This is a genomic window from Mesorhizobium sp. CA8, assembly GCF_020164955.1.
Classification (GTDB): Bacteria; Pseudomonadota; Alphaproteobacteria; order Rhizobiales; family Rhizobiaceae; genus Mesorhizobium.
This window is the reverse complement of sequence record NZ_JAIUHG010000011.1, coordinates 82,627-109,198: the sequence shown is the minus strand read 5'-3', so window position 1 is coordinate 109,198 and position 26,572 is coordinate 82,627. Positions and strand designations below refer to the sequence as shown.

The following is a 26,572-nucleotide window of genomic DNA, read 5'->3' as shown; positions in this document are numbered from 1 at the left end:
AGCGCTCTACGGCGCCCCCCTCTGTCCTGCCGGACATCTCCCCCTCTAGGGGGGAGATTGGCAGTTTTGGCGCCCCACTCAATCCTGCGGCGTTGGTGGTTGGCGAAAGCGGGGGCGACATCCAATCTCCCCCCTAGAGGGGGAGATGGCCGGCAGGCCAGAGGGGGGCGCTGTCCCGCCAGCGTCTCCAACAACACACCCATCCCTAATCTCCCTCGAACACCGGCTTTTCCTTTGCCACGAACGCCTTGTATGCCCGTTCGAAATCGCCGGTCTGCATGCAGATCGCCTGCGCCTGCGCTTCCGCCTCGATCGCCTGGTCGAGGCCCATCGACCATTCCTGGTTGAGTTGTGTCTTGGTGATGCCATGCGCAAAGGTCGGGCCGGAAACGATGCGCGCCGCCATGTCGAGCGCGTCGCCCTCGAGCGCGGCCGGCTCGACAAGCCGGTTGTAGAACCCCCAGCGCTCGCCTTCGGCAGCGCTCATGGTGCGGCCGGTGTAGAGCAGCTCGGCCGCGCGGCCCTGGCCGATGATGCGCGGCAGGATCGCGCAAGCGCCCATGTCGCAGCCGGCAAGCCCGACGCGGGTGAACAGGAAGGCGGTCTTTGCCTCGGGCGTGGCGATGCGGATATCGGAGGCCATGGCGATGATCGCGCCGGCGCCGACCGCCACGCCGTCGACGGCGGAAATGATCGGCTTGCCGCAATTCAGCATCGCCTTGACGAAGTCGCCGGTCATGCGTGTGAAGGCAAGCAATTGCTTCATGTCCATTTTGACCAGCGGCCCGATAATGTCGTGGACATCGCCGCCCGAGCAGAAATTGCCGCCATTGGGCAGGAACACGACGGCATCGACATCCTCGGCATAGACGAGCTCGCGAAACGTGTCGCGCAGCTCCGCATAGCTGTCGAAGGTCAGCGGGTTCTTGCGCTCCGGCCGGTCGAGCCGGATTTTCGCGATCCGGCCTTCGGCCTCCCAGAGGAAGTGCTTCGGCTTGAGCTTGGCCATGGCGCTCATTCGCGTCCCTCCCAATTGCTGCGGAAGGATTTCAGCATGCCGGTCAGCCGACGCGCCTCGTCCTCGCTGACGGTGCCGAGAAGCTCGCCGACCCAATTCTCATGGGCGGCGGCGATCGCGGCGAAGGATTTCGAGCCTTCTTCGGTCAGACGCACCATCGAGGTGCGGCGGTCGCCATTGCGGCGCGCGCGTGTCACCAATCCTTCCGAAACCAGCCGGTCAACGATGCCCGTCACATTGCCGTTCGAGACAAGCAGGAAACGGGACAGGTCGCTCATCAGCATGCCTTCGGGCGAGCGGTAAAGCGCTGCCATCACGTCGAAGCGCGGCAGCGTGGTGTCGAACTCCTTCTTCAGCCGCTCGCGCAACTCGGCCTCGATGGTGCGCGAGGCGCGCAGCAGGCGGATCCACAGCCGCAGCCTCTCCTTGCCCGGCCCGGTGGAGGTCGGCCCCGCTACCATGTCTCGCCTCCAGAGACCGAGATCGCCTGCCCGGTGATCGACCGCGCGGCATCGCTGCACAGCCACAGCACCGTCGAGGCGACCTCTTCGGGTTGGATGAACCGCCCCTGCGGGTTCGTCGCCGCGAGGCCTGCACGCGCCTCATCGGCGGAACGTCCCGTCTTCTCGACGATGCGCTGGACGGACTCCTCCAGCATGTCGGTTTCGACGAAGCCGGGGCAGACGGCGTTGACCGTCACGCCCGACTTGGCGGTCTCGACGGCCAAGGCCCGCATCAGTCCGACGAGGCCGTGCTTGGCGGCGACGTAAGGCGCGACATAGGCGTAGCCTTTCAGCCCGGCGGTCGAGGCGACGAAGACGATGCGACCTGCCTTCCGCGCCAGCATACCGGCCAGCGCCGGCTTCACCGTCAGGAAGGCTCCCGTAAGGTTGACGTCGAGCGTACGCTGCCAGTCGGCCAGCGATGTCTTATGCGCCGGTGCACTGCCGGCCATGCCGGCATTGGCGACGACGATGTCGAACGGTCCGCGCGCCGCCTCCGCCGTATCGTGGAGGGCAGTTATCTCGACTTCATTCGTAACATCCGCAGCGACGGGGAAGATCCGGTCGCTTTCCTTTACGACCTCCGCGAGTGCTGCTTCCCGTCGCCCGCAGATGGTGACGTTCACGCCGGCTTCGGCCAGCGCCAGCGCGATCGCACGGCCTACGCCTGTACCGCCGCCGGTGACCAGCGCATGCTTGCCGGCAATTTCGCGCGCGGCGCTCATACTTTCAGCCCCGCCGCTGCTTCGCGCTCCGCCAGCCGGTAGGCCTGGTCGCGTCCGCGCAGATAGGGATCCGGCCATTTGACGCCACGGTCGCCGAGCGTCACCGCCGCATGCAGGGTCCAGTAGGGATCGGTGAGATGCGGCCTTGCCAGCGCCACCAGATCGGCGCGGCCCGCCATCAGGATCGAGTTGGCATGGTCGGGCTCATAGATGTTGCCGACCGCCATGGTCGCCATGCCGACCTCGTTGCGGATGCGGTCGGAAAACGGCGTCTGGAACATGCGGCCATAGACCGGTTTAGCGGCGATGGTGGTCTGCCCAGCCGACACGTCGCAGAGATCGACGCCGGCCTGATGCAGCAGCCTGGCGATCTCGACCGCGTCGGCCGGCGTCACCCCTTCGATGCCGACCCAGTCATTGGCCGAGATGCGCATCGAGATCGGCTTCTCGGCCGGCCAGACCGCGCGCACCGCATGGAAGATCTCCAGCGGATAGCGCATGCGGTTTTGCAGCGAGCCGCCATACTCGTCGGTGCGCCGGTTGGTCAGCGGCGTGATGAAGGCCGACAGCAGGTAGCCATGCGCGGCATGGATCTCCAGCATGTCGAAGCCGCAGCGCTCGGCCATCTCCGCCGAGGCGACGAACTGGTCGCGTACAGCGTCCATGTCGGCGCGGTCCATCGCCTTCGGCACCTGGTTTTGCGGCGACCATGGCACGGCCGACGGCGCCATCACAGGCCAGTTGCCGGAAGGCAGCGGCTCGTCCGTTCCTTCCCAGCCGAGGCGGGTCGAACCCTTGGCGCCGGAATGGCCGATCTGGGCGCAGATCTTTGCCTCGGTCTCGGCATGGACGAAATCGACCAGGCGCTTCCAGGCAACCTCGTGTTCAGGCCTGTAGAAACCGGGGCATCCGGGCGTGATGCGCCCTTCCGGGCTGACGCAGGTCATCTCGATATAGACCAGCCCCGCGCCGCCCTTGGCGCGCTCGGCATAGTGGGCGAAATGCCAATCGGTCGGGCAGCCGTCGATCGCCTTGTACTGCGCCATCGGCGAGACGACGATGCGGTTGCTGAGCGCCATATCGCGCAGCTTGAACGGCGCGAACATCGGCGCGCGGCGTAAGCTGTTGCCGCCGGCGCCGGCCTTTCGCTGGAACCACTCCTCGGCCGCCGCCAGCCATTCGGCGTCGCGCAGGCGAAGGTTCTCGTGGCTGATGCGCTGAGAGCGGGTGAGCAGCGAATAATTGAACTGAACTGGATCCAAACCGAGATATCGTTCGACTTCTTCGAACCATTCCAGCGAATTGCGCGCCGCCGACTGCAGCTTCAGCACCTCGGTGCGCCGCGCATCCTCATATTTGCGGAAGGCCGCCTCGAGGTCGGGCTCTGACTCGACATAGTCGGCAAGCGCCGCCGCGCTCTCCAGCGCCAGCTTCGTGCCGGAGCCGATCGAGAAATGGGCTGAAGCCGCAGCGTCGCCCATCAGCGCCAGGTTCTTGTACGACCAGCGCTCGCACAGCACCCGCGGAAAATTGATCCAGGCCGAACCGCGGATGTGGTTGGCGTTGGTCATCAGCGGATGACCGCCGAGATGCTTTGCAAAAATGCGCTCGCAGACCGCGATCGATTCCTGTTGCGTCATCTGGCCGAAGCCGAACGCAGCCCAGGTCTGCTCGCTGCATTCGACGATGAAGGTCGCGGTCTCGCTGTCGAACTGGTAGGCATGCGCCCACACCCAGCCATGCTCCGTCTTTTCGAAGATGAAGGTGAAGGCATCGTCGAATTTCTGCGTGGTGCCGAGCCACACGAACTTGCATTTGCGGGTGTCGATATCGGGCTTGAAGACATCGGCGAAGGCGGCTCTGGATTTCGAGTTCAGCCCATCCGCCGCGACCACCAGGTCATGCGTTTCCATGAACGGTTTGGGATCGGATATCTCGGTCTCGAACATCATCTTGATGCCAAGCTCGCGCGCTCGGCGCTGCAGCAGGACCAGGAGCCGCTTGCGGCCGATGCCGCAAAAGCCATGACCTGAAGACACCGTGCGCACGCCGTCATGGATGACAGCGATGTCATCCCAGTAGGCGAAATGCTTCTTGATCCAGACGGCGCTGACCGGATCGTTTCTGGTCAGGTTCTCCAGCGTCTCCGCCGACAGCACCACGCCCCAGCCGAACGTGTCGTCCGGGCGATTGCGCTCATAGACCGTCACCTCATGCGCGGCATCGCGCAGCTTGAGCGAAATGGCAAAATAGAGTCCGGCCGGACCGCCGCCGAGAACCGCAACCTTCATGTCTTGCGATCTCCTCTAGAGCAATTCCAGGAAAAGTGCGTAGCGGTTTTCCGTCCGGAATTGCATGAAACGCTCTAAGGCTTAGAGAACCGCCGGCAACGCCGGCGATCCCAAAAGCACTATCGCGCTGCCGGGCAATTATTTCAAGCTTAAAGTTTCACAATTGAACGATCGCCCGTTCGCGAGCAACAGCTCACTTGGTAGGATCCTTCGGGCTCCACAGAACGGTTTCGGCGCCCTTCTCGTAGGCCATCCCTTCGGGGTAGCTGATCGCCTCGAGCTGCAGCCCCCACGGCGCCTGGAAATAGAGGATGGTCTGGCCTGCAGCCGGCCCTTCCTTCACCGGCAGCGGTCCCATCCGGGTTTTAACACCCTTGGCCTCGAGATAGGTTTTCGCCGCGGCAACATCGTCGACATAAAAGGCGATGTGGAAGCCGCCGATATCGCTGTTCTTCGGCGTCAAATCCTTCTGGTCGGGCGCCGTGTATTTGAACAGCTCGATGTTCGATCCATAGCCGCAGCGCACCAAGGTGATCTCCTCGATCACCGCCTTCGGATCGACGCCGAGCAGATCCTGCATGAAGGTGCCCTTGTCGTCCGCGAACGGCCCGAAGGACATCGCCTTCTTGCAGCCGACGACATTGGTGAAGAAATCGACGGCCTGCTTCATGTCCGGCACGGTGATGCCGGTGTGGTCATGTCCGCGCATGCCGGGGATCGAATCCGCGGAAGCCATTCCCATTGCGCTGAACAAAGAGGCCGCGAGGATCGCCGCCTGGATTGCGTATTTCATGTCACCCTCCGTTGGCGGGCTGACTTGTCCTTGCGCACATCCGAGGCCCGCTGGTCGGCGTGCGGATCAAAACTCACGTCATGCCGATGCCTTGGGCCGCAGCCAGTCCGGATCGATTTCCGGCAGCGGAATGGCGGCGAGCAGATCGCGCGTGTAAGTCTCCTTCGGATTGTCGAATAAAGCGTCGGTGGCGCTGGCCTCGACGATCCTGCCCTCGCGCATGACGATGACCTGCTGGCAGAGCCGCCGGATCACCGATAGGTCATGGCTGATGAAGGCGACCGTCAGCCCCATCTCGGCGGCAAGCTTCTCCAGCAGCGTCAGGATCTGCGCCTGCGTCGAGACGTCGAGGCCGGAGACGATCTCGTCGGCCACCACGAATTTTGGCGAGAGCGCTAGGGCCCGCGCGATGCCGACGCGCTGCCGCTGGCCGCCTGACAATTCGTGGCGGTAGCGGCTGGCAAAATTCTGCGGCAGGCCGACGCGCTGCAGCGCTTCCGCGACTAGTTCCTTCAGCCGGTCGCCAAGCCCGTTCTGCCTCAAGGGTGCGGCGATGATGTTGAAGATCGTGTGCCGCGGATTGAGCGACGACATCGGGTCCTGGAAGATCATCTGCAGGTCGCGGCGCAGCGGCCTGAGCTCGGTTTCCGAAAGACGGCTGATCTCGCGCCCCTCGAAGCCGATGGAACCCGCGCTAGGTTCGAGCAGCCGGACCAGCGCGCGCCCGAGCGTCGATTTGCCCGAACCGGATTCGCCGACAATGCCGGTCACCGATCCCTTGGGCAGGTCGAAGTCGAGCCCTTTCAGGATCTCGGCCAGCGGCGCGCGGCCGACCAGCGGCTTGCGCGTCATGTCGGGCAGCGCCACCTTCAGCCCGCGCACGGAAAACAGCGGCTCAGCCATGGCCGGGCCTCCAGGCCTGGTCGGCGGCGGCGATCTCTGCGGCCAATCCGGCAAGCACGCTTTCGTCCACCGGCTTTAGCGAAGCAAACGGGTCGGTGTAGCGCGGTGTCGCCGCCATCAGCGCGCGCGTATAGGGGTGCTGCGGGTTAGCGAAAAGGGCGCTCGAATCAGCTTCCTCGACCACCTTGCCGGCATAGAGCACCGACACTTTCTGGCTGATCTTGGCAACCACGCCGAGGTCGTGGGTGACGAACAGGATCGCCGTGCCATGATCGCGCTGCAGTTGCGCGATGAGCCGCAGGATCTGTTTCTGCACCGTTACGTCCAGCGCCGTGGTCGGCTCGTCGGCGACAATCAATCGGGGCTCCGCCGCGAAAGCCGCCGCGATCAGCACACGCTGGCGCATGCCGCCGGACAATTCATGCGGATAGCTCTTCAGCACGCGCTCGGGATCGCGGATCTGCACCTCGTCGAGCAACTGCCGGATGCGCTGGTCCGCCGTCTCTGTGCTCCAGCCGAGGATGCGCACCAGCCGGTCGGTCATTTGTGGGCCGATGCGGCGCGACGGGTTGAGTGCGGTGAGCGGATCCTGCGGGATCAGCGCCGTGCGCGCGCCGATTAAGGTCCGCCGCGCCTTCGGATCGAGGCGGCCGAGGTCCTCGCCCTCGATCAGCATCTCGCCTTCGACGATGCGCACGCTTTTCGGCAGCACGCCAAGCACCGCCTTGCCGATCATCGTCTTGCCGGCGCCGCTCTCGCCGACCAGCGCGCGCACCTCGCCCGGCTGCACGCTGAGCGACACGGAGCGCAGCACGCGCTGGCCGTTGGGAAGCACGGCGCTCAAGCCGCGAATGTCGAGGCAGGCGCTCATCGCAGCACCGGATCGAAGCGCGCCTTCAGCGCTTCGCCGAATTGGGTGAAGGAAAGCACGGTGAGGATCAGCGTGATGAGCGGGAACACCAGGACCCACCAGGCCTGATGGATCGACAGCCGTCCCTCGGCGATGATGCTGCCCCAGGTCGGGTCGTCGGTCGAGATCGACAGATTGACGAAGGAGAGGATCGCCTCGACGATGACAGCGATGCCCATCTCCAGGGACAGCAGCGCCACCACCGATGGCAGCACATTGGGCAGCACTTCGCGCAGCATGATGCCGACGCGGCCATAGCCGGCGATGCGCGCGCTTTCGACATAATCCATGCGCGCCTGGCTCATCGCCTCGGCCCGGATCACCCGGCAGAAGCGCGTCCAGTCGATGATTGCAATGGCGAGGATGACGGAGCTCAGGCCGGTGCCCAGCACCGCGACCAGCAGGATCGCGAACAGCACCGGCGGAAACGCCATCCAGACATCGACGATGCGCGAGATGATGCGGTCGGGCCAGCCGCCGAAATAGCCGGCGATCAGGCCGAGCGCGGAGCCGAGCAGGCACGCGGACGTCGCCGCCGCGAAGGCGACGATGAAGGCGATGCGGCCGCCGAAGATCAGCCGCGACAACAGATCGCGTCCAAGGCTGTCGGTGCCGAGCCAGTAGCCGGGTTCGGCCCCGTCCAGCCAGAAGGGCGGCAGGCGTTCCAGCATCAAATCCTGCGCCAGCGGGTCCTGCGGCGCGATCAATGGCGCGAAGATGGCCGCGAGCAGTGCCAGCAGAAGCCAGCCGCCGGCTAGCCACAGCCTCGGGCTCAAACCTCGCCTGGCGACATTTGCCTCATCCATGGCGCAGCCTCGGATTGAGCAGCGCATACATCATGTCGACGGCGAGGTTGATCAGCACGAAGAGCAGCGCGAACACCAGCACGATGCCCTGGATCAGAGGCAGGTCGCGGTTGATGACGGCGTCGATCGCCATGTTGCCGAGGCCTTCGTAGGAGAACAGCCGCTCGACGATGACGGTGCCGCCGATGAGGAAGGTGAACTGCACGCCGACCAGCGTCAGCGTCGGCAGCGCCGCATTCTTCAGCGCCTCGCGCAGAATGACCTGTGTCTCGGAAAAACCTTTGACCCGCGCCAGCACCACATAATCGAGATCGAGCACTTCCTTCAGCGACTGTTTCAAGAGCTGCGCGATGATCGCCGCCAGCGGCAGCGCCAGCGCGACCGCCGGCATCAGCATGTGCTTGAGCAGGTCCCAGGTGAGGTCGAAACGCAGCCTGAGAATGCTCTCGGCCAGATAGAACTGGGTGGCGAAGGGCAAATCGAGCTGCGGCGACACGCGGCCGGAAATGTCGAAGACGGGCACCAGCACCCCGAACAGCAGGATGAGCACCAGGCCCCAGAGGAAATCGGGGATAGAGAGCGTCGCGCCGCTGGCGACGTCAATGCCGGCCTCTATCGCCGTGCCGCGCGAGCGCGCGCCGAGGATCGCGGCGGTGGTGCCGATCGCGGTCGCCATCAGCAGTGCGACCGTCGCCAGCTCCAGCGTCGCCGGCAGCCGGTTGAACACCAGGCCGAGCACGTCCTGGCGCAGCGAGATCGACGTGCCGAAATTCCCATGCAGCACGCCGCCGAGCCAGATGAAGAATTGCTGCACGATGCTCTTGTCGAGCCCGTAGAGCGCGCGCAGCCGCGCAATGTCGTCGTCGCTGGCGCCGGGCGGCAGCATCATCGCGATCGGATCGCCGGGGGCGACGCGGATGACGACGAAAACGACGACGGCGACGCCGAACAGCGTCACCAGCATCGTCAAAAGACGAACGAGGAATCTTTGCAGCAGCATGCGCCCATATGTCCGGATGAAAATGCGCGCCGTCTTGCGGACGGCGCACGGCAATCCAGAACCGACGATCAGGCGGCCGGGGTCATCAGCGCCGGCAGCAGCGCGCCGGACACATGCTGCACGACATTGACCTTTTTCGAATGCACGATCGGTTGCGCATATTGGATCAGCGGCAGCACATAGGCCTGCTCGGCGATGTATTTGTCGACGGCCTTCCAGCCCGCGATGCGCTTGGCCTCGTCCTTTTCGCCCCACAACGGGGTGATCATATCGATCAGATCCTGGCTGTCCCACACCGAATGCGGGCTTGGGCCATACATGGCAAAGCCGGTCGAGGTGGTCGGATCGCCGATCGAGTTGCCCCAGTTGTAGAAGGCGGCCGGCGCCAGCTTGTCGGCGGCGCGCAGCTCGTAATGCTTGGCGATCTCGTAGACCTCGATATTGGCCTCGATGCCGACCTTGCGCCACATGCCGACGATCGCCTGGATCATCTCATAATCCTTGGGCTTGAAGCCCTTGGTCGTCTGGATGGTGAACTTGACCGGCTTCTTGGGCGAATAGCCGGAGGCGGCGAGCAACTCCTTGGCCTTCTCCGGATTGTGCTCGACTTTGATCGATGGATCGAAGGCCGTGTATTCCGGCGTCTCCAGCGTCGCGATCGGCTGGCCGTAGCCGCGCAGCAGCCGCTTGACCAGAAGCTCCTTGTCGACTGCCATCACGGCGGCCTGGCGGACGTTCTTGTCCAGCATCGCCTCGATGTCGTTGAAGAAGATCATGCCGATGTCGGAAACATTCTTGATCGAGCCGGCCAGTCCGTCCTTGGCGATCAGCCGGTCATATTCCTCATAGGGGATTTCAAGCGTCACCTGCGCGGAGCCGGATTCGATCTCGGCGACGCGGCTTGCAGCGTCTGTGACGAATTTGATCGTCACATTCTCGAAGGCGGGCTTGGTGCCCCAATAGTGCGGGTTGGCCTTCAGCCGCAGGAAGGCATTGCGCTCGAACTTGTCGACCATATAGGGACCGGTGCCGATCGGCGCCTTCTCGAAGCCTTCCACGCCGACCTTCTCGTAATAGGCCTTCGGCATGATGTAGCCGGTGAGGAACGACATCCACTTGAAATAGACCGGGTCGAACTGCACGACGTCGCCGGTGATCTTGTTGCCGTCGATCTTGAAGTTGTTCACGTTCTTCCAGACGAACTGGATCGGATTGCCGGTCTTCTCGTCACCGGCCCGCTGCAGCGACCACACCACGTCTTCCGGTGTGAAGGGCGAGCCGTCATGCCATTTCACGCCGTCGCGCACCGTCATCGTCACCTTGGTGCGGTCGTCGTTCCAGCCCCATTCGGTGAGCAGGCCCGGCGTGAAGGAAAGATCGGGCTTCTGTCCGATGATCTGGTCGAACACCGACTGGTAAAGGCCCTGGATGGTCGGGTTGACGGCCGAGGGTCCGGTCGTCGGGTCCCATGAAGGCAGGTTGACGTTGTAGGCGATGGTGAGTTCGTCCGCCGCCTTTGCCGCCCTCGGCAGGCCGAGCGTCGCAGCACCGATCGCCGCTGCGCCATACCCAAGCAAGTCACGTCTGTTAATGGTCATGGTCGTTCCCCTTGTTGGTTGTCATTTGTCCGCGCGGCGTTTTCATTCGGTGGTGGGCAACCGCGCCTTGTCCATCCCGGAATTCTAGCTCTTTATTGGAGCATGATCTTTCTCCGAAAACCGGTTCCCACTTTCGGGATCATGCTCTAGTTCCCTCCCAGCTGTTGGGCGAGCATGTAGCCCGAGCCTGCGCCCGTGCCGGCGCCGGGCCATGTCGCGGCGCCGGTGAGGTAGAGGTTTGCGACCGGCGTGCTCCAGCGCGCGAAACCGCGCGCCGGACGGAACAGGAAATTCTGCGCCAGATGATGGCTGCCGCAGATCTGATCGCCGCCGACGAGGTTCGGATTCTCGCGTTCGAGGTCGAGCGGCGAGGAGATCGCGCGGCCGAGGATCTTTTTGCGCAATCCCGGCGCATAGCTCTCGATGATGTCGAGCACGCGCTCAGCATAGGCGTCCTTGACCGCATCCCAGTGCGCGGGCGCGATCTTGCCCGCGGCATCGCCAAGGATCTCCGCCGGCAGCATGCGCACCTGCACCCACAGCACATGCTTGCCTTGCGGCGCTCGCGATGGATCGACCGCCGTCGGCTGGCCGACGACGAGGACAGGTTGATCGGGAAGGACGCCGGCGATCGCCTGCAGGTAGACGCGCGACATCGCGTCGAGCGACGGCGCTAGATGCACATAGGCGAACTGGCGAAGCTCGGCGCCTGCGCTCCAGTCGGGCAGGTCGTCCAGCGCCAGGTGGATCATCATCGTACCCGGCGCGTGGCGGTATGTCTTCATCGCCGCATCGAAGCCGGCGTCACCCGAACCATTGGGCAGAAGCTTGCCCGGCAACGCTTTCGGCGCGACCCCGGCAATGACCGCCTTGCTTGCGGCATGGGTTTCGCCGGATGCCAGCCGCACCCCCGTCGCCCGGCCGCCGGCCACCGTGATCTCCGACACCTCCGCGCCTGTTGTGATCTTGCCGCCGGCCACCTTGAGCATGCCGGCAAGCGCGCGAATGATGGTATCGGCGCCGCCTTTGCCGAGCACCATGCCGAAACTCTGGTTGGCCATCGATTCCAGGTAAGGGAACACGGCGCCGCCGGCGATGTCGGGCGCGAAATCGAGATGCATGCCCCAGGCCGCGAGTGTCGTGCGCACATGCGGCGTCTCGAAATTTTCCTCGAGCCACGCGCGCGGCGATGACAGCAGCAATCGTCCCGTGTCGAGCGCGCCGGCCAGGCCCTTCTTGCGCCAGATGTTCCATGCGCTGCCGGCCAGCGCCCTTGCGCTCATCGGCGATCCCAGCAGCCGGAAGAGATGTTCGGCCTCGCCCGGAAAGGCGCCGACCAGGCGGCGCCATGTGGCTGCATCCGCCGCCGAGAAGGCAGCCAGCCGCGACGCCGTCTTTTCCAGGTCGTTGCTGACGCCGAACCATGTCCCGTCCGGGAAGGCGCTGGCGAAGCAGTCGGCCACGGGCGCGAACTCCAGCCCGTGGCTTTTCAATTCATTTGCATATTTCCGGTGGAAGGCGGAGCCGGCGAAGAGGCTCAAATTCATCGCGCCGAAATCGTGCCGGAAGCCGGGAAGCGTGTACTCGGCGGTCCGTACTGCGCCGCCGATCGTCTCGCCGCGTTCGAAAACCGCTATTTTCCAGCCTTTGAGCGCCAGATGCGCGGCGCATGCCAGACTGTTATGGCCCGCCCCGACAAAGATGGCGTCGAACTCGCTCACGCCCCGCCCCAAAATGCTTTATGCTTAAAGATAATTGCAGATGCATATGTTTTCGTCTAGTAGGTATATTAAGGGCCGCAACGAGCCTTGATGATCACGATACAAGAGGGAACGAAAGACCATGGACACGCAGAAACTCCTCGGCGAGGTCGCCAGCCAGCTGCTTTCGGGAGCAATCAAGGTGGTCGACCTGACGGCGCCGCTCGGGCCGAACACGCCCCTGATCAAGCTGCCGCCGGAACTCGCCGTCGACACGCCGAAGGTCGAGATCCACGCGATCTCCAAATATGACAAGAACGGTCCGTGGTGGGCCTGGAACTGGCTGAAACTCGGCGAGCATTCGGGCACGCATTTCGACGCGCCGCAGCACTGGATCACCGGCAAGGATTATCCGGACGGCGCCACCGACACCATTCCGGCACAGAATTTCATCGGCCCGGTCAACGTCATCGACTGTTCGAAAGAGGCGGCCGCGGACCACGACTTCCTGCTCACCGTCGATCACATCAAGGCCTGGGAAGCCAAGCACGGCGCCATCAATCCCGGCGAGTGGGTGGTGATGCGCACCGACTGGTACAAGCGCAACGGCTCGGAAGCCGAGTTCCTCAACGCCAATGAGACCGGCCCGCATACGCCCGGCCCGACGGCGGAGGCCATCCAGTTCCTGATAGCCAAGGACATCAAGGGCTGGGGCTCGGAGACGATCGGCACCGATGCCGGCAAGGCCGGCGGCATGGAGCCGCCATTCCCGGCGCACACGCTGATGCACAAGGCCAACCGTTATGGCCTGGCGAGCCTCTGCAACCTCGACCAGCTGCCGCCGAAGGGCGCGATCCTGATCGCCGCCCCGCTCAAGATCGAGCACGGTACCGGCAGCCCGATCCGCGCATTGGCGCTGGTGCCGGGCAAGTAAGGCGAGGTGGCGGTCTTCGGGAGAAGATCATGCTCGAGGGCAATGGAGTGATGCAGTCAAGGCGGCCGTTCTGTAGCGTCAGCACTCTACGGCGCCCCCCTCTGTCCTGCCGGACATCTCCCCCTCTAGGGGGGAGATTGGATGTCACCTCCGCTTTCGCCAATTTCGCACGTCGCAGGACGATGTGGGGCGTCAAAACTGCCAATCTCCCCCCTAGAGGGGGAGATGTCCGGCAGGACAGAGGGGGGCGCGAAGGAACTCGGCTTAGCCTGATTGGCCTCCCGTCATCCGGGGGCGCCCAATGACCGCCCCCGACCACATCATCGTCGGCAGCGGCATCAACGCCCTGGTCTGCGCGGCGATGCTTGGCGCCAAGGGCGCCAAGGTGCTCGTGCTCGAGCGCAACGACCGTATCGGCGGCTGCGTGCGCAGCGAGGAGATCACGGCGCCGGGCTTCGTCCATGACGTGATGGCCACGACCTTCGTGCTGTTCATCACCTCGCCGGCGTTCGCCGCGCTCGGCAAGGACCTTGCGCGGCATGGACTGGAGTTCTGCCACACCGCCACCCCGACAGGCGTGCTCACGCCCGACGGCAGCCATGCCGTGCTCACCACCGACCGTGCCGCCAACATCGGGACGCTGAACCGGATCGCCTCCGGCGACGGCGACCGCCATGGCGGCGATGTCAGCGGTATCGAGCGCAATGCCGGGCTGCTGTTCGGCCTGCTCGGCGGCGCACTGTGGTCCTATCCGACGACCAAGCTCATCGCCGGCGAGGCCTGGCGGCGAGGCCCGCGCAACCTTGCCGCGTTCATGGGCGAGGCGCTGGTGCCCGCGCGCGGCTGGCTGGAAACGACCTACACTTCCGACCTTATCCGTGCGCTCTGGGCGCCCTGGGTGCTGCATGCCGGGCTTGGACCGGAAGACGCCTTCTCCGGCCAGATCGCCAAGGTCATCGCCTTCGCGCTGGAGGCGGCCGGCGCGCCGATCGTCAAGGGCGGCGCGAAAAACCTGCTCGCCGCTTTCGAGGCGCTGATCAAGGAGCGCGGCGGCGAGATACGCGTCAACGCCGACGTCGCCTCGATCATCCAGAGCGGTGGCCGCGTCTCCGGCGTGCGGCTCGCTTCCGGCGAGACGTTGAACGCCGAAAAGAGCGTCATCTGCTCGGTCACGCCAACGCAGCTCTATGGCCGCCTGCTCGGCGACGCGGCTCCAAAGCGTGACGTCGAAGCGACGCGCATTTATCGCTATGGCAAGGGCAATTTCCAGATCCATTACGCGCTGGACAAGCCGCCGGCCTGGCGCGGCGAGGGCCTGGACAAGGTGGCGCTGCTGCATCTGACGCCGGGTTTGGATGGCGTGTCGAAGGCCTGCAACGAGGCGGTGCGCGGCCTGCTGCCCGAAGTGCCGACCATCTGCGTCGGCCAGCCGCATGCGCTCGACCCATCGCGCTGCCCCGAGGGCAGGGCGATCCTCTGGCTTCAGCTTCCGGAGGCGCCGCGCCACGTCAGGGGTGATGCCGCCGGCAAGCTCGAAGCGCCCGCCGACGGCGGCTGGACCGAAGCGCTGCGCGAAGCCTATGCCGACCGCGTCGAGGCGATCCTCGCCAACCACATCGACGGTTTCCGCGAGAGCGTGATCGCGCGCCGCGCCTATTCGCCGGCGGACCTCGAAGCGATGAACATCAACTTTGTCGGCGGCGATCCCTATGGCGGCTCGTCGACCATCGACCAGTCCTTCCTGTGGCGGCCGTTCAAGGCGAGCCGCAACCACGAGACCGGCATCAAAGGCCTCTATCATATCGGCGCTTCCACGCACCCAGGCGCCGGCCTCGGCGGCGGCTCCGGGTTCCTTCTGGCGGGGAGGCTGTGATGGAACAGAAGCTTCCGGAAAAGCGCCAGCGCATCTCCACCCTCGGCCAGATCGGCCTGCAGCAATTCGCGCCCTATCTGATGAACCGCATCATGGGCCGCTACAACGCTACTTTACGTGACGACTTCCGCAAGCAGGGCCTGACCATTCAGCAGGTGCGGACGCTCGCCGTGCTGTCGGTCACCGACGGCGTCACCGTCAACGACCTCTCGGTCTACACGGTGATCGAACAGTCGACCTTGAGCCGCACGCTCGACACGCTGGAAGGGCAGGGCCTGGTGCGGCGCGAGCAAGGCGTCACCGACAGCCGCATCCGCCATGTATTCCTGACCGATGAGGGCCGCGCGCTGTTCACCCGCGCCTGGCCGGCCATGCATGATGCGTTCGAGGCGATGTTCGACGGTGTCGACGATGCCGAATATGCCGCGCTGATCGCGATCCTGCAGAAGATGCTGAAGAACATCCGCAAGCACGACATCTGAGTTGATACGCGCCGCCTGATTTGCGGCAACGGAAGGAGGCAGAGATGGCCGAACGGTCTTTTGCCAAGGAAGTCGAAAAGCTGAGGCTTGGCGCCGGCGAAGAATTCGCCGGCGAGGGCATCCTCGCCATCACCAAGGCGCTCTTGCAATGCGGCGTCGGCTATGTCGGCGGCTATCAGGGCGCGCCGATCAGCCATCTGATGGACGTGCTGGCCGACGCGCAGGATATCCTGGGCGAGCTAGGCGTGCATTTCGAGGCAAGCGCCTCGGAAGCGACAGCCACCGCCATGCTCGCCGCCTCCGTGCATTATCCGATCCGCGGTGCCGCCACCTTCAAGTCGACGGTCGGCACCAACGTCGCTTCCGATGCGCTGGCCAACCTGGCGTCCGGCGGCGTCACCGGCGGCGCGCTGATCATCGTCGGCGAGGACTATGGCGAGGGCTCCTCCATCATGCAGGAGCGCAGCCACGCCTTCGCCATGAAGAGCCAGGTCTGGCTGCTCGACCCGCGCCCGAACCTGCCGTCGATCGTCAAGGCGGTCGAGGACGGCTTCGAGCTGTCGGAGGTATCCAACACGCCGGTGATGCTGCAGGTGCGTATCCGCTGCTGCCACGTCCACGGCCACTTCATCGCCAAGGACAACAAGCGCCCGCCAATGTCTGTCGCCGATGCGCTGTCCGCGCCGCGCCGCGACACCGGCCGCATCGTGCTGCCGCCCGCTTCCTTCCTGCATGAGAAGGAGAAGGTCGCCAAGCGCTGGCCAGCCGCGGTCGATTTCATCAAGAGCCGCAAGATCAACGAGATGTTCGGGCCGGATCACGGCTCGGTCGGCATCGTCATGCAGGGCGGCATGTATAATTCCGTCATCCGCGCGCTGCAGCGGCTCGGCCTTGCCGACACCTATGGCGACACCGACGTGCCGCTTTACGTGCTGAACGCCGTCTACCCGCTGGTCGACGACGAGTTCCTCGCCTTTTGCGAGGGCAAGCAGGCGGTGCTGGTCGTCGAGGAAGGCCAGCCCAATTATATCGAGCAGGCCTTCGCCGCGATGCTGCACAAGGCGGGCCGCGGCACCAGGCTGGTCGGCAAGGAGCATCTGCCGATGGCCGGCGAATATACCGGGCAGGTCATGCTCGACGGCATCGGCTCCTTCCTGCGCGCCAACGCTCCGCATCTGCTGCCGGGCGAAGTCCGCGCGCCGAACAAGCTGGGCGAAGGGGTCGACACCGCCGATCTCATCAATGTCGTTCCCGGCCGTCCGCCGGGCTTCTGCATCGGCTGTCCCGAGCGGCCGATCTTCGCCGCGACCAAGCTGGTCGAGCAGGAACTCGGCAAGCACCACATCGCCTCCGATATCGGCTGCCATCTGTTCTCGATCATGCCGCCCTTCGAGCTCGGCGCCACCACCATGGGCTATGGGCTGGGGCCGGCCTCGGCCTCCGCCTTCAATTCGCCCGACGCCAAACGCCGCTCGATCTCCTTCGTCGGCGATGGCGGCTTCTGGCACAACGGCCTGACCTCCTCGATCGGCAACGCCGTCTTCAACAAGAATGACAGCGTCATTGTCATCGTCGACAATTTCTACTCGGCCGCCACCGGCGGCCAGGACATCCTGTCCTCGCGCGCCTCGAACCGCACCAAGTCGACCAGGCATCCGATCGACGAAGCGGTGAAGGGCATGGGCGTCAAATGGCTGCGCCACATTGATCGCACCTACGATGTCGGCAAGGTGCGAGCCGCGCTGCGCGACGCGCTGACCACTGAGGAGAAGGGGCCGAAGGTCATCGTCGCCTCGTCCGAATGCATGCTCAACCGCCAGCGCCGCGAGAAGCCGCTGGTCGACAAGGCGATCAAGGGCGGCGAACGCGTGGTGAAACCGAAATTCGGCGTCGACGAGGACATCTGCACGGGCGACCACGCCTGCATGCGGCTCTCCGGCTGTCCGTCGCTGTCGGTGAAGTCGCTCGATGATCCGCTCCGCGACGATCCGGTCGCCGCGATCGACCAGAATTGCGTCGGCTGCGGCAATTGTGGCGAGGTGGCGGATGCGGCCGTGCTCTGCCCGTCCTTCTACCGCGCCGATGTCGTCCACAATCCCGGCCGCTGGGATCGTTTCCTGGAAAGCGCGCGGCGGGCCGTGATCGGCCTGTTGCAGCGCCGCCGTGAAAGCCGCCGCTTGATGTTCGCCGATGCTTGACCAGGCTTCTCCCCTGCGCCCGAAACCGGGCGCCTCTGACGACGAGCGGGTGATAAAACTCGCCGTGCTCGCAGTCGGCGGCCAGGGCGGCGGCGTGCTTGCCGACTGGATCACGGACGTTGCCGAGCGCAACGGCTATATCGCGCAATCGACCTCCGTGGCCGGCGTCGCGCAGCGCACCGGCGCCACGATCTATTATATCGAGATGGCCCGCGACACCGGCCGGCTGCCGGTTTTCGCGCTGTCGCCCTCGCAGGGTGACGTCGACATATTGATCGCCGCCGAACTGATGGAGGCTGGCCGCGCCATCATCCGCGGTTTCGTCACGCCTGAGCGCACGACGCTGATCACGTCCTCGCACCGCATCGCCGCCGTCTCGGAAAAGATCGAGCCAGGCGACGGCCGCGCCTCGTCGGAAAAGGTGCACGCGACGGCACAAGCGGCGGCCAGGCGCTTCATCGCCTTCGACATGGAAAAGATTGCCGCCGACAACGGCACTATGATCTCGGCCAGCCTGCTCGGCGCGCTGGCCGGCTCGGACGCGCTGCCCTTCACGCGCGAAAGCTACGAGCAGGCGATCGGCGCCGGCGGCCGTGGCGTCGGGCCAAGCCTCGCCGCCTTTGGCGCGGCTTACGACCGCGCGCGCGGGGTCGCGGCAGCGCCGGCCGGGGAAAAGGCGGCGGCGGAACCCGCCGTTGCCCAGCCCAGGCCAACGGGGAGGGTCAGCGGACCGGAAACCTTGCTGAAAGGCTGGCAGGAGCTTGCCGCCCGCGTCGCGTCGCTCCCGGAACCGTCGCGCGATATGGCCGAGCGCGGCCTGAAGAAGGTTGTCGACTACCAGGACATCGCCTATGGCGGCGAATATCTCGATCGCCTGGATACGGCCATCGCGCTGGACAATGCGGAGCGTGGCTACGCGCTGTCGATCGCCGCGGCAAAGCATCTCGCCAACGCCATGTGCTATGACGACATGATCCGCGTCGCGGATTTGAAGACACGCTCGACCCGAGACAAGCGGGTGCGCAAGGAGGTCGGCGTCAAGGAAGGTTCGGTCCTGCAGGTCACCGAATATTTCCATCCGCGCATCGAGGAGTTCTGCGGCACGCTGCCGGCGGGGCTCGGCAGCTACATCGAGAACCGCCCAAAGCTCGCCGCCTTCCTCGACCGCCGCATTAATCGCGGCCGCCACATCCGCACCGACAGTCTCACCGGCTTCGCTATGCTGTGGTTCATCGGCGGCCTGCGCCGCTGGCGCCGCCGCCTGCTGCGCCACAGGGTCGAGGTCGAGCATCTGGAGCGCTGGTACGATCTGGCGCTAGGCAAGGCACGTGAAGACTATGCGCTCGGAGTCGAAATCTTGAACTGCCGCCGCCTGATCAAGGGCTATAGCGACACCTATGCCCGCGCCCAGTCGAAATTCGACCGCGTGCTCTCGGCGCTCCCCATGCTCAAAGGCCGCGAAGACGCCGCCGACTGGATCCGCCGCCTGCGCGAGGCGGCGCTGAAGGACGAGAACGGCGACATGCTGGACGGCGCGCTGAAGACGGTGGCGACGCTCAACGAAGGCGCCGCCCGCTAACGAAGACGTGATCCATCGCGCTCCGACGGAATTCGGCCCTGTCCTTCGTTTCACGGAGGTAGGGACAAATTTACGGAGACAACGCATGTTCGCAAAATACTTTCTGCCTCTCGCCATGGCTGCCGGCACGTTGATGCTGTCCAGTGTCGGCTCGCAGGCCATGCCGATGGCCAAGCCCGATGCTGCGCCGCTGCCCATCGAAACCGGTCCCGGCCGGCACGTGAACCGCTGGGGCAATTGCGTGCCCAACGGCCGCCGGTTTATCCGGCCCGTGCGCCATTGGCATCCCGGCTTCTGGGCGCATCACCGCTGGCACCCCGGCTATTGGACCTGGTGATCGCTCTCGGATCGCCGTCGATGCCCGCGCTGGCAACCGCGCGGGCGGTTTGGCTAAGGTCCCACGCACAGGTTCGAAACCTCCGCGCCAGCGTTGGTGATTGGCCGAGGCCCCTCAGCCTCGTCATCCACGGGCGGAGCAAGGAGCGAAGCGACGCAGCGCAGACCCGAGGATCCATTCCGTGACGTTCAGGCGTTGCCACGGTTCAGAATTCTGCTCCGCAGCACCACGATCAAAGTCACGGAATGGATCCTCGGGTCTCCGCGTCCGCTTCGCTCCCGCTCCGCCCGTGGATGACGAACTGACTGGCGCGGAGCCTATCGCTGACCGGCAAACTCGGACTCACGCCACCAGATCCCGCATCGGCTCCACCGCCGCCGACTCCGGAAACACCTTGTCGCCAAGCACCGCCGGCGACAGCCCGAATTGGTCGGCAAGCAGCCCCTTCAGCACCGCGCGCACATCGCTGGTCGGTGCAAGGTCGCGGCCTTCGTAGAGCTGCGCCGGCTTAAGCCCCGGCCAGTCGGCGATGACGCGGCCGCCCATGATCGCGCCGCCAGCGAGCAGCACCACCGTACCGGTGCCGTGATCGGTGCCGACGGTGCCGTTGATGCGCGCCGTGCGGCCGAACTCGGTGACGGCGACGACCGCCGTGTCGCGCCAACGCTCGCCGAGCCCTTTCTCGAACTCCTCGAAGGCGCCGTCCAGGCCGCCGAGCAGATTGGCGAGCCGGCCGGTGGCGCCGCCTTCGTTGACATGCGTGTCCCAGCCGTCGAAGGCGAGCGCTGCGATGCGCGGCCCGTCATCGGCCGCCATCAGCCGCGCCGCTCCTTGCGCCGACTGCAGCATGCCGGCAGCATTGCCGAGGCCGCCCTTCATCGTCTTGCCGTCGAGTTGGTCGCCCAGCGCCATGCGGTCGGCGTCGAGCCCTTTCTGAAGTGCGGCCGCCAGCACAGGATCGCGATGGTTGTAGAGGTCGAGCACGCGCTCGGCCAAGGCGTCGCCGGGCGTCGGCAGCGCCTGCGGCGCCCAACCGAGCACCGGGGCGCCACCGCGGATCACCAGCGGCGTCGAAGGCCCGACCGCCAGTCCGCCGAGCTTCGCCACGCGCTCGCCCGCCGGCAGGCTGGCCAACGCCCGGTTGAGCCAGCCGGTCGTGGCGTTGCCGGGCCCGGCAGGCCGCTTTCCAGCACGTCCTGGCCGTCGAAATGCGAGCGGTCGCGATAGCCGGTCGCCGCCGCATGCACGACCGCTGCCTGGCCCGCCTTGAACAGGCGCGCAAACACTGGCATCGCCGGGTTGACGGCGAACAAGCCGTCGAGCGGCAATGCCGGGTTGGCGCCCGAGAGCGAAAGCGCGATATCGCCGTGCAGGCCGGCATAATCTGGATCGCCGACCGGGCCGACGGTCGACAACCCGTCCAGCGCGCCGCGCAGCACGATGACGATCAGGCGTGGGTCGCGGTTGTCGGCAGCGCGCGCGAAGCGCGGCAGATGGGCCCAGGCAAACAGCGCGCCGCCGCTCATCAGCACCGCGCGGCGGGACAGGCTAGGGGTTTCGCAAAGAAGGCTCATGGCCGCATCTCCATCACTGTTACCGGCGCTGGAATTACCGGCGTTGGAATTCCGGCGCCATCAACAGCAGCGCCAGGCCTTGCTGCTTGGACTCCGCGCGCGAAATCGCCTGCCGTGTCTCGGCCGAGACGGATGTGCCGATCAGCGAGGCCAGCATCTCGTCTGGATCGCCGATATCGTCCGCCTGCTTCGCCGCCTGCCAGGCGATGTCCAGCCGCGTCTTGAGGCCCTCGGCCGAGGTCCATGCATCCCTCTGGTCGGAAAAGCCGTTCGGCCCGGGCGGCCGCCACAGCGGTTCACCGAGCACGCTCAGCCAGCGAAGCGACCGTTGCGATTCGTTGCCGGCGGTGGCGCCCACCGCCCGGCGCAGCGCCACGACATAGTCCAAGGGCGAGCGCAGCTTCGTGAGCGGCGTCGACCAGGTTTCGGGCATGTCGATCAGCGTCAACGCGGTCGAGCGCAGGTCGCCATCGGTCTTGCTGAAGACCGTGGCCAGACGGGCGACCGCCGCCGGGGACGGATCGTCCGCGATGAAATGGCGGGCAAGCTTGGTGGCGATGTGCCGCGCGGTGGCCGGGTGGCGGGCAATGTCGTTGAGCGCGGCTTCCGCCTGGCCCATGCCGCCGTCGGGATAGGTCTTGCCGAGCAGCACCGCCTGGCCCGGCTGATGCGCATCGGCGTTGAAGACGAAGCTCCCCGGCTCGCCCAACCGCCCCTCCCGTCCGGCCATCGTCCAGCCGGTCAGCATGGCCGCGAAACTGGTGACGTCGGCCTGGGTATAGCCGCTGCCGACGCCCAGCGTGTGCAGCTCCAGGATCTCGCGGGCGAGATTCTCGTTGAGGCCGCGTCCGCGCCGCTTGCCGGCGCGGGAATCGGGGCCGATGGACTGCCGGTTGTCGAGATAAAACAGCATGGCCGGATGGTGCTCGACGGCCAAAAGCATGTCGGCGAAGCGGCCGAGCACGAAGGGGCGGATCGCCTCGCGTTCGAAGGCCCCAGCGCAGGCTCGCACGACCGGCGCCTTGGCGACGGAGACGCAGAAATGGTTTGACCAGAAGCCGACCAGGCGCTCCACGAAGCCGGGCGCCGCACTGAGCGCCTTGTCGAACCGGGCCTGCGCCTCGTCGCGATAGATATCGGCCTCGACACGCGGCACCGCGGGTTTGGCTTTTGTCACGGCCGGGTCGGCTGGATCATCCGCCGCCATCGGCTGCATGACGGCCGCCGCCCTCTCGGCCCGCGCCGCCTTGCGCTCCATGGCTGCCGCCATGCTGGCCTGAATCGCCGCGGTGCTGTCCAGCAGCCCGGCATTCCGTGGGTCATCGGGGGAAATGAGCGCGATGTCCTGCTGCGTGAGCTCGGCCTTGAGGTAGTCGCGCGGATCGGCGGCGATCTTTCCGAAATCGTCGCCGGGTTTTGCGCCGAGGCCGAAGCGGTGGAGCGCCACTAGCGCCGGATCAGGCGACACGGACTTTGAAACCGGTGTGGCCAAGGAAGCCTCCGTCCGAGCCCGACGCAGATCGCGCCGGGCGACATGTTCCTCGATCGCAAGAGCGCTCACGACGCCGGCCGCAGCACCGGCGTCGTGAGCAGGTCATCACCAGCGGCGCCAGTGGTGCCAGCGGTGGTAAGGATGCCAGGCCGGGCCGATATAGATGCGCGGCCCGCCCCAGTAATAATAACCGGGATAGATCACGCGGCGGTTGGGCACGCAGCGGCCCCAATAATTGGGATGCCAGCTCGGACCGCAGCCCCAGGCGACATGCTCGATAAGCGCCGGCGAGGGTGCAACCGCTGCGATCGGCATCGCCGAGGCGGCGCTTGCGGCGGCCGTTCCGCCGATGGCGAGCGCGGCTGCGAGCGAATATTTCGTCAGACTGTTCATCGGATACTCCCGACAGTTTCGAGGTTGAAGAGAACCTGCCCGCCGCCGAAGGCGGTCACAGGCCTGTCCCTCTTTCCCTTGAACGGAGCGCGGTCGCCCCTTCCGTCGCCGCCTATGGCAATTTTTTTGCAGGCGGCGGCTGCCGGCCGGCGCGTCGCAACAAGGCATCCGCCAGCAGCCGGCGGTCCTCCGGCGAGCCTGATGCGGCAAATTCGATGATGCGCTGTTCCAGCCTGGTGCGAACGGCAAGATCGGCATTGCGCGCGCGCTCCAGGGCGGTGGCAAGCGCATTGGTGTCGAGAGTCGGCTGTTGCAGAAGGTTCGCCGCCTCGCGCCGCGCGGCCTGTCCGTCGAGGATCACGTCACGCGAGTCCCGGCGCACCTCGCGCAACGCCTGGCGGAACACCTTGCGGTCGGCGGCCGGCAACCTGCCGCCGGCCGATTCCAGCGAATAACCCGGATTGGACTTGCCGATCAGCCAGCCCGCTCCGCCCGCGAGCGCGCCGATCAGAAAGACGTTGAGCACCAGGGATGCCGCGACAAGACGGGGGTTCATAGATCCTCCTCGGTTTGGTCGGCATCGGGGCCGGCGTCGCCGAAAGACGTCGCATTGGCGTCCATCACATAATGATCGGGCTGGATATCCGGGCTGACGACGGTCACCAGCGCCAGCCCCGCCACGGCACCGGCCAGCCCGGCGCCCGCAAGCCCGAAGCCCAGCCACCAGAACCGTCGGCGGCGCTCCTGCCTGACCTCGGTCGCGGCGCGGGCGACGATCGTGCGATGCAGCGCCGGGCTGGGTGCTTCGAACCGATGCCGGTCGAGCATGGCGTCGAGCTTGCCGGCGCGCGCCAGGATGGCGAAGCCTTGCTCGGTCTCGGCAAACAGCATCGCTGCGGCCTGATCGGCCGGCGGCCAGCGGTGCAAGGCGCTGCCATAGGCATCCGCCAGCGCGGCGAAACGCCGGGCATCCATCGGCCCTTCCGTTCTCTTCTCAGCCATCCCGTTCCCCCTTCCGCCGTTCCGACGTGGCCCCCCACGTCCTGGGTCGCGAAGCCGGCAATGCCTTTGCTGTCTCAGTCATTGCCATCGTCTCCAATGAGCATGGCCTGCAAAGCGCGCCGGCCGCGCGCGAGCAGGCTTTCCAGCGCATCGACGCTGACTTGCATGGCGCCGGCGGCTTCGATGTTGGACAGCTCCTGATAATACACCAAGACGATCGCCTCGCGCTGGCGCGGCGCGATGCGCTGCAGCGCTTGGTTGACCTTGCACTCTTCGTCGCCCGGCATGGCGTCGGGAAGCGGCGCCTCGTCCGCCACCTCCGGCAGGTCGTCCGTCGTCCATTCGCGCCGGCGCCGCAGCCGGTCGTAACAGAGGTTGAGCGCCACCCGGTGGATCCAGGTGTCGAAGCGTGCGTGCCCCCGGCGCCAGCCCGAGGCGTGGCGCCAGATGCGCACGAAAGTCTCCTGGGCGACGTCCTCGGCCTCCGCCGGGTCGCCGAGCATCCTTGTGGCCAGGGCCAGGATGCGCGGCAGCTTGCGCGCCACCATCGCCTGCACGGCGGCGGGGTCGCCGGCGCCGATGCGGCGTACCAGTTCCTCGTCCGGATCGGCGCCCATCAATCGGAGCGCTCGCGACTGTCATTGTGCGGCATAACCTCTTGGTCATTGCTCCTGCTTGGAAGCGGATTTGTGGCTCGGCCTCTCGTCGGCGCTGAGCATGCCGTCGCTATTCTTGTCGAGCCTGGCGAAGCGCTTGGCGAGGAAGGCGTCGAGCTCGCCCTTGTCAACGAAGCCGTCTTTGTTGGTGTCCATGCGCGCGAAGGATTTGGCCGGATCGGCCTTGGCTTTGCGCGCGGCCTGGAAAGCAGTCCATTCGGCGAGGCTGACCTTGCCGTCATTGTCGGTGTCGGCCCGCATGAACGCCTTCTCCCGGCGCGCCTCGAATTTTTCCAGCGTCAGGCCGGGCTTGGTTTGGTCAGACTTGGTGGCCGGAGCCGAGGTGCTCGGCGCCGTCTGGGCCGGGGCAGGGGCAGGCGTCGTTGCCTGGGCGACCGCGGCAGCGGTCTGCAGGCCAAGGGCAACGACGAATAGGGTGGGGCGGATCATGCTCTCGTCTCCGGTTGGACGTGGCCATTGGCGGCCGCGCTTCAGCCATTGAACGCGAGGCAGAGCAAAATCCGTCGGTGCTTTTTCGACCGGACGACAAGCTACCGGATCCGACGCAGCCGGATCGAAGATTCCTAAGGGCAGAAGGCGACGACTATCTCGGCTGGTCGACCGCCACCAGCTGGTCCTGCTTGAAGCCTGCATGCTGCGGCGTCCAGACGTCGCCCTCGCGGTTGAACCAGTGGCACAGATACGTGCCGGAAGCCGCCCCGTCGCTGACAGTCATTTCCGGGCCTCCGGATTTCAGCCTGACGACGTCTCCGGTCTTGAAACTATTGGGCATTTTGACCTCCCATGCTGACAAAGGGAGTTTCCCACCAACAGCTACTCCCGACAATGGCCGAGATGCGCCGATGACGTGGTGCAGGGCTGGGAAGGCGTGAAAATGATGCCGCTTGTGTGACACGCCGGGCGGGACGGAAGGCGTGGCCGGATCATGTCGGGGCTTTGGAGCTGAAGCGAGCGGCCCAATCGCTCCTTGGGTTCAATCGGTGTCGCGCTCTGGGGCCGGCGGCTGTACCGATTGGCTGTCTTCTCCGGCCGGGCGGACGGTCATCGACCTTTCATCGGGCCACAAAGCTTGGGCCTTCATCACCGCTGCCAAAAGGTTGTCGGCTTCAACGCTTCCGATTTCAGTTAGAAGCGGGCTGCTGCCCCCTGCTCCGAAATCGACGTGATAGACCGTCCAACTCCTCATGGCATTACCGACAAAGTACGTCTTGACACAGGCACGCGGATGGAAGCCCGGCTCGCTTTTGTGGTTAGGATTTTGAGGTCCGCAAGCCGGGCATGCACCGACCGATAGGGCGGGGGGGCTTGGGGGTTATCAGCCGGTGCGATCGCGAGACTGTCTGATTTGCCCGCTAGCCCACAATCGACCGAGGTCCATCCTGACGAGCGCAATGGTCCGAAAGGACCAAAGATATAGCCCCTTATTCCGTTAGGGCAGATTCCCCCGCCGGTGATCTTTTATCGCCTGCCCCATTGCCTATGGTTCACGGGCAGACGGCTCACCGCCCGGCCTCCGGTAACTATTTGGTTCTCGTGGAGAAATTTGGTGCCGCTTGCGTGACTCGAACACGCGACCCCATCATTACGAATGATGTGCTCTACCAACTGAGCTAAAGCGGCCCGGGAAGCGTCAGGCTTCCAGAATGGGCTGGGTGATAGACTCAACTGCTCGCTAATTCAAGATGGGCAGCGGTGAATTCCGGCCTCGGCGGCGGCAATTCCGATCTACGGTTACCGCGCGACGGGCGCTAGGCGCGGCCCGTGGTGGCGTGCGGGCCTGCCGT

Annotated in this window: 24 protein-coding genes, 1 tRNA gene and 1 pseudogene; 6 read left to right on the top strand and 20 right to left on the bottom strand. The window is 65.5% G+C overall.

Annotated features, from left to right (window positions below; translation table 11 throughout):
- Positions 1-205 precede the first annotated feature (205 nt).
- The 11 genes from LB553_RS14570 to LB553_RS14520 form a co-directional block, all read right to left on the bottom strand.
- Positions 206-1,018: an enoyl-CoA hydratase family protein gene (locus LB553_RS14570; protein WP_224514220.1), complete on the bottom strand. Its 813-nt coding sequence runs from the start codon at positions 1,016-1,018 to the stop codon at positions 206-208.
- A complete protein-coding gene (locus LB553_RS14565; protein WP_040986048.1) occupies positions 1,015-1,479 on the bottom strand; it encodes a MarR family winged helix-turn-helix transcriptional regulator in 465 nt (154 codons plus the stop codon). The genes LB553_RS14570 and LB553_RS14565 overlap by 4 nt, the downstream gene beginning before the upstream one ends.
- Positions 1,473-2,246, bottom strand: coding sequence for an SDR family NAD(P)-dependent oxidoreductase (locus tag LB553_RS14560; protein WP_224514219.1), 774 nt, complete (start codon positions 2,244-2,246; stop codon positions 1,473-1,475). The genes LB553_RS14565 and LB553_RS14560 overlap by 7 nt, the downstream gene beginning before the upstream one ends.
- Positions 2,243-4,537 carry a bifunctional salicylyl-CoA 5-hydroxylase/oxidoreductase gene (locus LB553_RS14555; protein WP_224514216.1) on the bottom strand — a complete coding sequence of 765 codons (2,295 nt, stop codon included), beginning with the start codon at positions 4,535-4,537 and terminating at the stop codon, positions 2,243-2,245. The genes LB553_RS14560 and LB553_RS14555 overlap by 4 nt, the downstream gene beginning before the upstream one ends.
- A gap of 193 nt (positions 4,538-4,730) precedes the next feature.
- Positions 4,731-5,330: a VOC family protein gene (locus LB553_RS14550; protein WP_224514214.1), complete on the bottom strand. Its 600-nt coding sequence runs from the start codon at positions 5,328-5,330 to the stop codon at positions 4,731-4,733.
- A gap of 78 nt (positions 5,331-5,408) precedes the next feature.
- A complete protein-coding gene (locus LB553_RS14545; RefSeq protein ID WP_224514212.1) occupies positions 5,409-6,233 on the bottom strand; it encodes an ATP-binding cassette domain-containing protein in 825 nt (274 codons plus the stop codon).
- On the bottom strand, positions 6,226-7,104 hold the full coding sequence (locus LB553_RS14540; RefSeq protein WP_224514209.1) for an ABC transporter ATP-binding protein: 879 nt from the start codon (positions 7,102-7,104) through the stop codon (positions 6,226-6,228). Before LB553_RS14540 ends, LB553_RS14545 begins: the two co-directional genes overlap by 8 nt.
- A complete protein-coding gene (locus LB553_RS14535; protein ID WP_224514208.1) occupies positions 7,101-7,949 on the bottom strand; it encodes an ABC transporter permease in 849 nt (282 codons plus the stop codon). The genes LB553_RS14540 and LB553_RS14535 overlap by 4 nt, the downstream gene beginning before the upstream one ends.
- Positions 7,942-8,949: an ABC transporter permease gene (locus tag LB553_RS14530; RefSeq protein WP_224514206.1), complete on the bottom strand. Its 1,008-nt coding sequence runs from the start codon at positions 8,947-8,949 to the stop codon at positions 7,942-7,944. Before LB553_RS14530 ends, LB553_RS14535 begins: the two co-directional genes overlap by 8 nt.
- A 68-nt stretch (positions 8,950-9,017) precedes the next feature.
- Positions 9,018-10,547: an ABC transporter substrate-binding protein gene (locus LB553_RS14525; RefSeq protein ID WP_224514204.1), complete on the bottom strand. Its 1,530-nt coding sequence runs from the start codon at positions 10,545-10,547 to the stop codon at positions 9,018-9,020.
- A gap of 146 nt (positions 10,548-10,693) precedes the next feature.
- Positions 10,694-12,268, bottom strand: coding sequence for a phytoene desaturase family protein (locus LB553_RS14520; RefSeq protein WP_224514202.1), 1,575 nt, complete (start codon positions 12,266-12,268; stop codon positions 10,694-10,696).
- Between the two features lie 121 nt (positions 12,269-12,389).
- On the opposite strand from LB553_RS14520, the gene LB553_RS14515 reads away from it, so the two are divergent.
- The 6 genes from LB553_RS14515 (at position 12,390) to LB553_RS14490 (ending at position 19,650) form a co-directional block, all read left to right on the top strand.
- Positions 12,390-13,181 carry a cyclase family protein gene (locus LB553_RS14515; RefSeq protein ID WP_224514200.1) on the top strand — a complete coding sequence of 264 codons (792 nt, stop codon included), beginning with the start codon at positions 12,390-12,392 and terminating at the stop codon, positions 13,179-13,181.
- Positions 13,182-13,482: 301 nt separating this feature from the next.
- Complete coding sequence (locus LB553_RS14510; RefSeq protein ID WP_224514198.1) at positions 13,483-15,054, top strand: phytoene desaturase family protein; 1,572 nt, start codon at positions 13,483-13,485, stop codon at positions 15,052-15,054.
- Positions 15,054-15,536 (top strand): MarR family winged helix-turn-helix transcriptional regulator, encoded by a 483-nt coding sequence (locus LB553_RS14505; protein WP_224514196.1) that lies wholly within the window; start codon positions 15,054-15,056, stop codon positions 15,534-15,536. Before LB553_RS14510 ends, LB553_RS14505 begins: the two co-directional genes overlap by 1 nt.
- Before the next feature lie 44 nt (positions 15,537-15,580).
- Positions 15,581-17,734 (top strand): indolepyruvate ferredoxin oxidoreductase subunit alpha, encoded by a 2,154-nt coding sequence (locus LB553_RS14500; protein ID WP_224514194.1) that lies wholly within the window; start codon positions 15,581-15,583, stop codon positions 17,732-17,734.
- Complete coding sequence (locus tag LB553_RS14495; protein WP_224514192.1) at positions 17,727-19,313, top strand: indolepyruvate oxidoreductase subunit beta family protein; 1,587 nt, start codon at positions 17,727-17,729, stop codon at positions 19,311-19,313. Before LB553_RS14500 ends, LB553_RS14495 begins: the two co-directional genes overlap by 8 nt.
- 85 nt (positions 19,314-19,398) lie before the next feature.
- Positions 19,399-19,650, top strand: a complete 252-nt coding sequence (locus LB553_RS14490; protein ID WP_224514190.1) for a hypothetical protein — start codon at positions 19,399-19,401, stop codon at positions 19,648-19,650.
- 342 nt (positions 19,651-19,992) lie between these two features.
- Here the strand turns inward: LB553_RS14490 and LB553_RS14485 are convergent.
- The 9 genes and pseudogenes from LB553_RS14485 to LB553_RS14445 form a co-directional block, all read right to left on the bottom strand.
- A pseudogene (locus LB553_RS14485) lies at positions 19,993-21,224 on the bottom strand (DUF1501 domain-containing protein).
- Positions 21,225-21,258: 34 nt separating this feature from the next.
- Positions 21,259-22,716, bottom strand: a complete 1,458-nt coding sequence (locus LB553_RS14480; RefSeq protein ID WP_224514188.1) for a DUF1800 domain-containing protein — start codon at positions 22,714-22,716, stop codon at positions 21,259-21,261.
- Between the two features lie 105 nt (positions 22,717-22,821).
- Positions 22,822-23,109 carry a GCG_CRPN prefix-to-repeats domain-containing protein gene (locus tag LB553_RS14475; protein ID WP_224514186.1) on the bottom strand — a complete coding sequence of 96 codons (288 nt, stop codon included), beginning with the start codon at positions 23,107-23,109 and terminating at the stop codon, positions 22,822-22,824.
- 112 nt (positions 23,110-23,221) lie between these two features.
- The gene (locus LB553_RS14470; protein ID WP_224514184.1) at positions 23,222-23,665 is read right to left on the bottom strand and encodes a periplasmic heavy metal sensor; all 444 of its coding nucleotides are present in this window, start codon (positions 23,663-23,665) and stop codon (positions 23,222-23,224) included.
- Complete coding sequence (locus LB553_RS14465; protein WP_224514183.1) at positions 23,662-24,111, bottom strand: hypothetical protein; 450 nt, start codon at positions 24,109-24,111, stop codon at positions 23,662-23,664. The genes LB553_RS14470 and LB553_RS14465 overlap by 4 nt, the downstream gene beginning before the upstream one ends.
- A 74-nt stretch (positions 24,112-24,185) precedes the next feature.
- On the bottom strand, positions 24,186-24,728 hold the full coding sequence (locus tag LB553_RS14460; RefSeq protein WP_224514181.1) for an RNA polymerase sigma factor: 543 nt from the start codon (positions 24,726-24,728) through the stop codon (positions 24,186-24,188).
- Between the two features lie 45 nt (positions 24,729-24,773).
- The gene (locus LB553_RS14455; protein WP_224514178.1) at positions 24,774-25,217 is read right to left on the bottom strand and encodes an EF-hand domain-containing protein; all 444 of its coding nucleotides are present in this window, start codon (positions 25,215-25,217) and stop codon (positions 24,774-24,776) included.
- A gap of 154 nt (positions 25,218-25,371) precedes the next feature.
- Positions 25,372-25,560 carry a YodC family protein gene (locus LB553_RS14450; RefSeq protein WP_095766010.1) on the bottom strand — a complete coding sequence of 63 codons (189 nt, stop codon included), beginning with the start codon at positions 25,558-25,560 and terminating at the stop codon, positions 25,372-25,374.
- 772 nt (positions 25,561-26,332) lie between these two features.
- Positions 26,333-26,408, bottom strand: a tRNA-Thr gene (locus LB553_RS14445).
- Positions 26,409-26,572 lie beyond the last annotated feature (164 nt).

What these genes read in the sequence shown, in the direction of transcription:
- LB553_RS14570 (WP_224514220.1), bottom strand. Translation starts at nt 1,018, where the DNA reads ATGAGCGCCATGGCCAAGCTCAAGCCGAAGCACTTCCTCTGGGAGGCC.
- LB553_RS14565 (WP_040986048.1), bottom strand. Translation starts at nt 1,479, where the DNA reads ATGGTAGCGGGGCCGACCTCCACCGGGCCGGGCAAGGAGAGGCTGCGG.
- LB553_RS14560 (WP_224514219.1), bottom strand. Translation starts at nt 2,246, where the DNA reads ATGAGCGCCGCGCGCGAAATTGCCGGCAAGCATGCGCTGGTCACCGGC.
- LB553_RS14555 (WP_224514216.1), bottom strand. Translation starts at nt 4,537, where the DNA reads ATGAAGGTTGCGGTTCTCGGCGGCGGTCCGGCCGGACTCTATTTTGCC.
- LB553_RS14550 (WP_224514214.1), bottom strand. Translation starts at nt 5,330, where the DNA reads ATGAAATACGCAATCCAGGCGGCGATCCTCGCGGCCTCTTTGTTCAGC.
- LB553_RS14545 (WP_224514212.1), bottom strand. Translation starts at nt 6,233, where the DNA reads ATGGCTGAGCCGCTGTTTTCCGTGCGCGGGCTGAAGGTGGCGCTGCCC.
- LB553_RS14540 (WP_224514209.1), bottom strand. Translation starts at nt 7,104, where the DNA reads ATGAGCGCCTGCCTCGACATTCGCGGCTTGAGCGCCGTGCTTCCCAAC.
- LB553_RS14535 (WP_224514208.1), bottom strand. Translation starts at nt 7,949, where the DNA reads ATGGATGAGGCAAATGTCGCCAGGCGAGGTTTGAGCCCGAGGCTGTGG.
- LB553_RS14530 (WP_224514206.1), bottom strand. Translation starts at nt 8,949, where the DNA reads ATGCTGCTGCAAAGATTCCTCGTTCGTCTTTTGACGATGCTGGTGACG.
- LB553_RS14525 (WP_224514204.1), bottom strand. Translation starts at nt 10,547, where the DNA reads ATGACCATTAACAGACGTGACTTGCTTGGGTATGGCGCAGCGGCGATC.
- LB553_RS14515 (WP_224514200.1), top strand. Translation starts at nt 12,390, where the DNA reads ATGGACACGCAGAAACTCCTCGGCGAGGTCGCCAGCCAGCTGCTTTCG.
- LB553_RS14510 (WP_224514198.1), top strand. Translation starts at nt 13,483, where the DNA reads ATGACCGCCCCCGACCACATCATCGTCGGCAGCGGCATCAACGCCCTG.
- LB553_RS14505 (WP_224514196.1), top strand. Translation starts at nt 15,054, where the DNA reads ATGGAACAGAAGCTTCCGGAAAAGCGCCAGCGCATCTCCACCCTCGGC.
- LB553_RS14500 (WP_224514194.1), top strand. Translation starts at nt 15,581, where the DNA reads ATGGCCGAACGGTCTTTTGCCAAGGAAGTCGAAAAGCTGAGGCTTGGC.
- LB553_RS14495 (WP_224514192.1), top strand. Translation starts at nt 17,727, where the DNA reads ATGCTTGACCAGGCTTCTCCCCTGCGCCCGAAACCGGGCGCCTCTGAC.
- LB553_RS14490 (WP_224514190.1), top strand. Translation starts at nt 19,399, where the DNA reads ATGTTCGCAAAATACTTTCTGCCTCTCGCCATGGCTGCCGGCACGTTG.
- LB553_RS14475 (WP_224514186.1), bottom strand. Translation starts at nt 23,109, where the DNA reads ATGAACAGTCTGACGAAATATTCGCTCGCAGCCGCGCTCGCCATCGGC.
- LB553_RS14470 (WP_224514184.1), bottom strand. Translation starts at nt 23,665, where the DNA reads ATGAACCCCCGTCTTGTCGCGGCATCCCTGGTGCTCAACGTCTTTCTG.
- LB553_RS14465 (WP_224514183.1), bottom strand. Translation starts at nt 24,111, where the DNA reads ATGGCTGAGAAGAGAACGGAAGGGCCGATGGATGCCCGGCGTTTCGCC.
- LB553_RS14460 (WP_224514181.1), bottom strand. Translation starts at nt 24,728, where the DNA reads ATGGGCGCCGATCCGGACGAGGAACTGGTACGCCGCATCGGCGCCGGC.
- LB553_RS14455 (WP_224514178.1), bottom strand. Translation starts at nt 25,217, where the DNA reads ATGATCCGCCCCACCCTATTCGTCGTTGCCCTTGGCCTGCAGACCGCT.
- LB553_RS14450 (WP_095766010.1), bottom strand. Translation starts at nt 25,560, where the DNA reads ATGCCCAATAGTTTCAAGACCGGAGACGTCGTCAGGCTGAAATCCGGA.